Source organism: Gemmatimonadota bacterium, assembly GCA_026705765.1.
GTDB lineage: Bacteria > Latescibacterota > UBA2968 > UBA2968 > UBA2968 > VXRD01.
The window spans coordinates 1-7413 of the sequence record JAPPAB010000099.1 but is presented as its reverse complement, the minus strand read 5'-3'; the positions used below and the strand labels follow the sequence as shown (position 1 = coordinate 7413).

Annotated in this window: 8 protein-coding genes; 3 read left to right on the top strand and 5 right to left on the bottom strand. The window is 51.1% G+C overall.

Features of this window, described 5'->3' with window-relative positions:
• A partial coding sequence (locus tag OXH16_12730) for a UbiD family decarboxylase (protein MCY3682260.1) occupies positions 1 to 1605 on the bottom strand: 1605 nt, incomplete at its 3' end.
• A 103-nt stretch (positions 1606 to 1708) separates the two neighbouring features.
• On the opposite strand from OXH16_12730, the gene OXH16_12725 reads away from it, so the two are divergent.
• The gene (locus tag OXH16_12725; GenBank protein MCY3682259.1) at positions 1709 to 2695 is read left to right on the top strand and encodes a YhdH/YhfP family quinone oxidoreductase; all 987 of its coding nucleotides are present in this window, start codon (positions 1709 to 1711) and stop codon (positions 2693 to 2695) included.
• Here the strand turns inward: OXH16_12725 and OXH16_12720 are convergent.
• Positions 2654 to 3439: a sugar phosphate isomerase/epimerase gene (locus OXH16_12720; GenBank protein ID MCY3682258.1), complete on the bottom strand. Its 786-nt coding sequence runs from the start codon at positions 3437 to 3439 to the stop codon at positions 2654 to 2656. The two genes, OXH16_12725 and OXH16_12720, sit on opposite strands and share 42 nt — an antisense overlap.
• A gap of 103 nt (positions 3440 to 3542) precedes the next feature.
• Here OXH16_12720 and OXH16_12715 point away from each other — a divergent pair, with 103 nt between their 5' ends.
• Together OXH16_12715 and OXH16_12710 are read left to right on the top strand one after the other, a co-directional pair.
• Positions 3543 to 3878 carry a BrnT family toxin gene (locus OXH16_12715; protein MCY3682257.1) on the top strand — a complete coding sequence of 112 codons (336 nt, stop codon included), beginning with the start codon at positions 3543 to 3545 and terminating at the stop codon, positions 3876 to 3878.
• Positions 3841 to 4113, top strand: coding sequence for a BrnA antitoxin family protein (locus OXH16_12710; GenBank protein MCY3682256.1), 273 nt, complete (start codon positions 3841 to 3843; stop codon positions 4111 to 4113). Before OXH16_12715 ends, OXH16_12710 begins: the two co-directional genes overlap by 38 nt.
• Before the next feature lie 76 nt (positions 4114 to 4189).
• Here OXH16_12710 and OXH16_12705 read toward each other — a convergent pair whose 3' ends face one another.
• From OXH16_12705 to OXH16_12695, 3 genes are all read right to left on the bottom strand, one after another.
• The gene (locus tag OXH16_12705) at positions 4190 to 4876 is read right to left on the bottom strand and encodes a GNAT family protein (protein MCY3682255.1); all 687 of its coding nucleotides are present in this window, start codon (positions 4874 to 4876) and stop codon (positions 4190 to 4192) included.
• 164 nt (positions 4877 to 5040) lie between these two features.
• Entirely contained in the window at positions 5041 to 6318 is a 1278-nt protein-coding gene (locus OXH16_12700) for an adenylosuccinate synthase (GenBank protein ID MCY3682254.1), read from the bottom strand.
• 14 nt (positions 6319 to 6332) lie between these two features.
• On the bottom strand, positions 6333 to 7413 hold a 1081-nt coding region (locus OXH16_12695; protein ID MCY3682253.1), incomplete at its 5' end, for an ACT domain-containing protein.

The window sequence follows — 7413 nt, the reverse complement described above, 5'->3', positions numbered from 1 at the left end:
CGTGCGCGAACAAAACGCGCTATCATCGACAATAAGGACAAGCGGCAAACCATCGAGAGACTGAGACACAAGCGCCTCGGCAAGACGGGCCACATCCTTACTCCCCTGATCTGCATCTTTAAAGTCAGGACCCTCAACAGCTACAATACCGGGCAGCGCAATCGCGGGATTCTTAAATCCATCAGGCAAGCTGAGATCACCCGGAACCTCTCGCCACAAATCGCGTCTCTTCGCACCGGCTGCGGCGATCACAACCTTGGAACCCTCATTAAACCCCGTACCCGAATAATCCAGCGTATCAATCGTCGTACGCGTTTGAAAGTGGAGATCGCGCCGCCAATCCACCCGCTCGAGAACGTGGATAAAATAAGCGCCGATATCGTGGGTATTCAGATGGGGACTATCTTCCCCCGCACAAATAAAAAGATACTTTGCCAGAGAACACGCACCAAAACCGAGCAACGCATTGGCCAGCGTGAGAATCTCCTGTGGTTGTCGCTCTCGGTAAGGCACATAGCGTTCCGAACCAATGGCAATAAGCAAAGGATGGACACCTGCCGCATCCACAGCATTAATAGACTTGAGACCGGGAATCTCGACGGGAACCATCGGACCAGTAATCTCGTGGATAAGTGCACCAAATGCAGTATCTTCCTGCGGGGGGCGCCCCACAACAGTAAAGGGATAAATAGCATCTCTCCGGTGCCAAACATCTTCCACATGGAGAACGGGAAACTCATGCGCCAGGCTATAATAACCCAGATGATCGCCAAACGGACCTTCGGGTTTGGTCTCGCCGGGATGCACGGTACCCGTAATAACAAAATCAGCCTCAGTAGAAATAACACAGGCATTCCTGCGCGCATAGCGAAACCGACGCCCGGCCAGACCCCCGGCAAAAATGAGCTCAGACAACCCCTCGGGCAAAGGCATAACAGCAGAAAACGTATGCGCGGGCGGTCCCCCAATAAAAATACTCACGCGCAAAGGCTCCCCCCGCCTGAGCGCATTGGCATGGTGGATTCCAATATCGCGGCGGATCTGGTAGTGCAGACCAACTTCTTCGTTCTGTATATACTCATTACCCGAAAGCTGGATGCGATACATACCCAAATTCGCATTCATAATACCCGGCTGATCGGGATCCTCAGTATAAACCTGAGGCAAAAGCACAAACGGACCGCCATCGTCGGGCCAGCATTGAATCTGAGGAAGCTGATCAATACTTGTACTGTGCTTGAGCACCGCGCCAAAACGCACCCTTCTCGGCAACGTATTAAATGCAATCCTCGCAATCCCCATTGCGCGCCAGGGCGCGCGAAGAAACGCAATCGGATCGGCCTTAACCTCGACCAGACGTTGGACCCATCTCAGAGTTGACCGAAAGAGAAAACGCGAGCGATCGAGCGTACCAAACAGATTGGAAACCGCCGGAAAGGGACTATCTTTCACATTCGCATAGAAAATCGCCGGACCATTTGCCTGAAAAACGCGGCGATGGATCTCCGCCATCTCCAGATAGGGATCCACCTCCTGTTCAATACGGATGAGATGGTCGTTGCGATCGAGATCGTCAACGCATTGTTTGAGGGACTTGTAGCGCATTGTGTTATACTATTGTTTGGGATTAGAGTTGTAACGTGTAATATAGTGTACTGAATACCTCATTGAGAGACAATTTTTAAGTCCCAATAAGGAGGAACACTTAATGACATCATTTCGAGCACTCGTCGTACGCGAAACAGAGAATCAATTTTCGAGATCCGTAGAAAAACGGCAAATAGATGAACTGCCCAAAGGCGAAGTACTGATCCGGGTGCGCTACTCCTCGCTAAATTACAAAGATGCCCTATCCGCAACCGGGCACCGCGGCGTAACGCAGGCATATCCGCACACACCGGGCATAGACGCAGCAGGAGAAATCGTCGAAAGCACTATTCCCGACTACAAACCTGGCGACAGAGCACTGGTCACGGGCTATGACCTGGGAATGAATACCGCGGGAGGATTCGGACAATACATCAGAGTACCCGCCCATTGGCTGGTCAGACTCCCCGAAAAATTGACCCTGAAAGAAAGCATGGGATATGGAACAGCGGGATTTACAGCAGCACTATCAGTCCATCACATCATCGAAACAGGTATAAAGCCAAGCCAGGGCGACATCGTAGTAACCGGCGCAACCGGCGGCGTAGGCAGTCTCGCAGTGGCGATATTGGCTAAAAATGGCTTTCGAGTAGTCGCAGCCACCGGAAAAGCATCAGAAACGGACTTCCTGAAAAACCTCGGCGCTTATGAAATCATAGACCGGCGTACATTGGACGACGACACGGGGCGACCCATCCTATCGGGCCGCTGGGCAGCGGCAATAGATACCGTTGGTGGAAACATCCTATCAACACTCATCAAAACAACGCAATATCACGGCGTAATAACCTGTTGTGGCCTGGTATCATCCCCCGAACTGCACACCACAGTATATCCATTTATCCTCCGCGGCATCAAACTAATCGGCATCGACTCCGTCCTGTCCCCCATGGACCTCAGACTAAAAATCTGGCAACGTATCGCTACAGACTGGAAAATCAACACCCTGAACAACATAATCGCAGAATGCGGATTGGAAGACCTGAATGATCAAATAGACCGCATCTTATCTGGACAAATGCGCGGACGGATCGTGGTCAAATTGTAAATTCTCAATCACAATCCCCCGACTCCTCTTCAGCGCGTCGAGAGGATCTGGAATATCCGGCTTGAGTTCGAGACTCATATTCCCGGCATAATTGGCCGACAGAAGCGCGGCAAATGTAGATCGCAGCACCTCCCGCGTTAGCACCCCATCGCACAGACCCAGGTGCAGATCCTCCTCCCCATCATTATCATCGAGATGAACATAACCCAGCCGGTCCCCTGCCAGCGCGATCATATCCGCGGGATCTTCATTCGCCATCTGTGCGTGACCAATATCAAAAAGCAGATACAGATTGGGATGGCCGATCTCCTCGAGATAATTGAGCGTAAACGGCACCGTCGGCAAAAACGTACCCGGAAAGTGTTCAACAGCGAGCTTGACACCTGCATCTTGCGCCTGATCAGCCAGCACACTCAAAGACTCGGCAAACAGGTCGGCATCATCGCCCTGGGGCACCAGGTACGCCGTCGTTGCACCGAGCCAAGCGCCGTGTTCAAATGCCCGATTTATATGATCGCGTGCGGATTGTGAATCATCCCCTGCAAGGGACACCCCCTCGGGCATATCGGCAGAAGCGGCAATACACGAAACAGCGAGACCGAGGTCCTCCGCCCGTTGTTGAAGATCGGCTGTCTGAAGCCAACCTGGACGAATATCAATATGGGTAAACCCCGCATCGGCAACCTGCTCCAACGCGACCTCCTCAGCACAGGTCAGTGCCCAGATACATGCAGCGAGAGACATAGTGGACTCCTTTGTAAAAATGTCAAATCTATATGCAAAATAGTAAAAAAATTACTATTGTAAAAAAACATTTTTTTGTATATAATAGTCATATACAAAAAATATGGAGACAAATTTGCTTGAATTATTAAAATGTAAGGAATTTCAGTGGGATCCGGGCAATTCCCACAAGAATTGGATTAAACATCGCGTATCGTCTGCAGAATGTGAGCAAATTTTCTTCAATCAACCTTTGATCACTGGAGATACGGCCAGCAGCAGTCCGACAGAAGCCCGTTATTACGCGCTTGGACAAACAGATTCAGGAAGACAATTATTTGTTGTTTTCACAATTCGAACGGATTTAATCCGCGTGATTTCTGCACGCCCTATGAGTCGGCGAGAGAGGAAGGTTTATAGCGATGCCCAGGAAGAAACAGATCCCGAAGTTCAAGAATGAAGATGAGGAGCGCGCATTCTGGGATACTCACGACTCGACTGAGTATATAGATTGGACAAAGGGCAAGCGCGTCACATTGTCCAATTTGAAACCATCAACCAGAACCATCTCTATTCGTTTACCAGAAACAATGCTGGAACAATTGAAGCTCCTTGCCAATAAACGCGATGTGCCCTATCAATCATTGCTCAAGGTCTTTCTTGCGGAACGCATCTCACAAGAGTTGCCCTCGTAGATAACCGCTGTTCTCAAAACCAAACCCCAGGCGAAAATCGTCTGGGGTTTTTGTGTCACAGGCACGTTCCATTACGTCAACCCAACCCCTGATTCTTTTCCCTCAGCGACCATGATTTATCGGGATTGTGATACAGCCATTGCTCCATATTTTCTTTGATCCGGGACCATTCGGTATCCAGCATGGAAAACCACGTCGTATCCCGGTTGCAGTCTTTCACAATCATATGCTGGCGAAAAAGCCCTTCATAAGTGAACCCCAGGCGGAGCGCGGCAGACCGCGAGCGTTCATTGAGCGCATCGCACTTCCATTCCACGCGGCGATAACGCATACAATCAAACGCCTCGCAAAGCATGAGATATGCAGCCTCGGTATTCGCACACGTATTTTGTGCCTCTGGACCATACCAGATATTCCCAAGCTCCAGCCGACGCGCATCGGATGCAATATTTAAAAAACTGACCATACCAACAGGCCGATCAAATTCTTTATCCCAAACACTCAAAAAGATCGGATCCTCCGAATCTTCAATCCCCTCAATCCACGTCTGCATGGCCGACACATCTTCAAAAGGCCCATACGCCATATACGTCCACAACTGCTCCACAAATTCCGTCCCGTGCGAACACGCAAACAACCCGGGCGCATCCCTCTCGGGATCGAGAGGTGACAGCGCAATATACTCACCTTCATAATCCATTCGCCGCGGAATACGCACTTCGGATACAGACGGCACAAAATCTCCAACGGGAAGAGACGACATCGGATTTGCCTCCATAAGCTATAGTTGATGTGATATTCTGACTTTTCTGCCTATTCTTTGACAAAACCGAAAAATTTGAGGTTTCCCCAAAATATCGTCCTCCGGGACAAAAAAAGCCCGTCCAAAAGAACGGGCTTCTCAGATAAGGATCCACACGCACACCATCACATCTCAATAATGTCCTCCCGTCTCGGCCCCACGGAAATCCACTTCACCGGAACCTCGAGCCATTCCTCGATATGCTTCACATAACGCTGTGCATTTGTCGGCAAATCCGAGAACCGGCGCACCGATGAAATATCTGTTCCCCACCCCGGCAGCTTTTCCAGCACAGGTGTCGCCCGGTCAAGCAGCGACGGCACTGGAAACACCTCTGTCCTCTCCCCATCGATCTCATAAGCTGTACAAACGGGAATCTCATCCAGATAACCCAGCACATCGAGCAGCGACAACGCAACCGCCGTCGCCCCTTGCATGCGACACCCATAGCGCGTAGCAACAGCATCGAACCAGCCCATCCTGCGGGGCCGTCCCGTCGTCGCACCGTACTCCCCTGCATCGCCACCCCGCTCGCGAAGCTCATCCGCCTCCTCGCCAAAAATCTCAGAAATAAAAGGACCTGCCCCCACGCAAGAAGAATACGCCTTCGCAACAGCGACAACCTGCGTAATCGAATGAGGCGGAATACCCGCCCCAATCGACGCAAACCCCGCCAGAGTAGAAGAAGACGTGGGATAGGGATAAATACCGTGATCCGGATCGCGCAAAGCACCCAACTGTCCCTCCACGAGAATCTTCTTATTCTCCTTCAGCGCATTGTGAAGCAACAACGACGTATCGCAAACATAAGGCGCAATCTGCTCTCCGGCCGCCATCAAATCGGGCACAACCTCCTCCAGAGACATCAGCGGCTTGTGATACAAATGCTCGAAAAGCACATTCTTCACCTCCAGTGCGCGTGCGACGCGATCGCGCAAGCGACCCTCATCGTACAAATCGGCCACCTGAACCCCCACCTTCAAATACTTATCCGAATAAAACGGCGCAATACCCGACTTGGTCGAACCGTATTTTCGATCCCCCAACCGCTCCTCCTCGTACACATCCATAAGCAGATGATAGGGAAGCAACACCTGCGCGCGCTCGGATATACACAGATTGGGCTTTGGCACGCCGCGGGCAATGAGATCGTCCAGTTCCTCTATAAAAGCCGGAATATTCAATGCAACCCCCGTACCCAGAATATTCGTCGTATGCGGATAAAACACGCCCGAAGGCAAAAGGTGAAGGGCAAATTTCCCATACTCATTAATAATCGTATGCCCGGCATTATTGCCCCCTTGAAAGCGAATAACAAAATCGGAATCCCGCGCCAGAACATCCGTCATCTTGCCCTTGCCTTCATCACCCCAATTTGCACCTACAATAGCTGAAACAGACATTTTTTATCCTTTTTTTATAGCTTCACCTGTTTAACCCAATTCACAAACTCCTGAGACACAATATCGGCCATCACCTCATCCTGCACTGGCGTATCGATATTAAAAACCATAATCGCCTCGCCGCCCTGGCTCCTGCGCCCCAGCGCCATATCGGCAATATTGATTCCATTTACCGCAAACAAGTTTCCCATATGTCCCACCACACCGGGCACATCTCGATTGCCCAAAACAATCATATTCCCCTCGAGCTTTGCCTTCACCTCAATATCATCTATGCGAACCAAACGCAAATCTCGCCGCCCAAAAACCGTCGCCGAAATCGATGTCGTCTCTTCCGAAGTCTCGACCTCTATCGTAATCAAATTGCTATAATCCGCGTGACTGCTCTTGGACTCTTCAACCCGAATACTGCGCGCCTTCGCCCACAAAGGCGCATTGACCAGCGTCACCGGCTCCTCAGCCTGAAATTCAAAAATACCTTTCAAAACCGCAGCCGTAAGCGGCGCCGTAGCGTATTCCTGAATCACACCCTGATAGCGATTAATCACCCTGTGCAAATGCCCGCCCATAAGTTGCGCGTGCAGCGACCCCACCTTTTCAGCCAGCGACAAATAAGGACTGATCGCATCGAGATACTCCGGATCAATCGGCGGCAAATTAATGCCACTTTGAACGGGCTTACCCTGCAGTGCATCGCGCAAATCCATCGCAATCTGCCGCGCCACATTTTCCTGCGCCTCAAACGTCGAAGCCCCCAGATGTGGCGTAGTAACCACCTCTGGCCTTGTAATCAGCGGATGATCAGCCGCAGGCGGCTCTTCCCCAAACACATCTAATGCAGCCCCCGCCACCTTACCCGCATCAATCGCTCTATCAAGTGCCTCCTCATCCACAAGCTCACCCCGGGCGCAATTAATAATACGCACCCCATCCTTGCACCTTGCAAGCGCCGATTCAGAAATGAGATGATGGGTCTGGTCCGTAAACGCCGCGTGCAACGTAATATAATCCGACCTGGCAAAAATTTCATCGTAAGACGCCTGCTGTATATGCAACAGCCGCGCCAGATCATCCGACAAAAAAGGATCGGCACCC